At 42.4% G+C, this 509-nt stretch carries 1 protein-coding gene; it reads left to right on the forward strand.

Annotated elements, in window-relative coordinates:
- On the forward strand, nucleotides 1-148 hold a 148-nt coding region (locus tag ACTHTS_RS11025; RefSeq protein WP_440370059.1), incomplete at its 5' end, for a TraR/DksA family transcriptional regulator.
- Nucleotides 149-509 lie beyond the last annotated feature (361 nt).

Genomic DNA, 509 nt, shown 5'->3' on the forward strand with positions numbered 1-509 from the left:
CCGCAGCATCGACGAAGGAGATTATGGCTTCTGCGCGGATACCGGCGAGCCTATCGGCCTCAAACGCCTCCTTGCCCGCCCGACTGCTACACTTTCCGTAGAAGCACAAGAACGCCGCGAACGCATGAAAAAACAGTTTGCCGACTAAGTATAATGAAATCGGCTGATTGATTTAGGCAGTAAGAAAATACAAAGGTCGTCTGAAATGGATTTCAGACGACCTTTGCTGTTTTTGATTTAAAATAAAAGTCTTTGTATTTCAGGTTGTTGTTAGGTTTTGTGGAATTTTTTGTTGTTTAGGAGTTGACGGTTTTCGAGGTAAGGGGTATAGTTCGGTTCTTCGCTGCTTCGGCGGTGATTGAACGAACAGGTAAGTATATCACAGTTGGTCTGATTTTTCGAGGTTTTAAGAAAAGTTTTGATTGACAATTAGATGAAATGCTTTATAATTCGTTTTCGCTCTTTAACAAAACAGATTACCGATAAGTGTGAGTGCGACAGCCTCACAC

The organism is Neisseria sp. P0019.S003, from assembly GCF_051957115.1.
GTDB classification, from domain to species: domain Bacteria; phylum Pseudomonadota; class Gammaproteobacteria; order Burkholderiales; family Neisseriaceae; genus Neisseria; species Neisseria flavescens_D.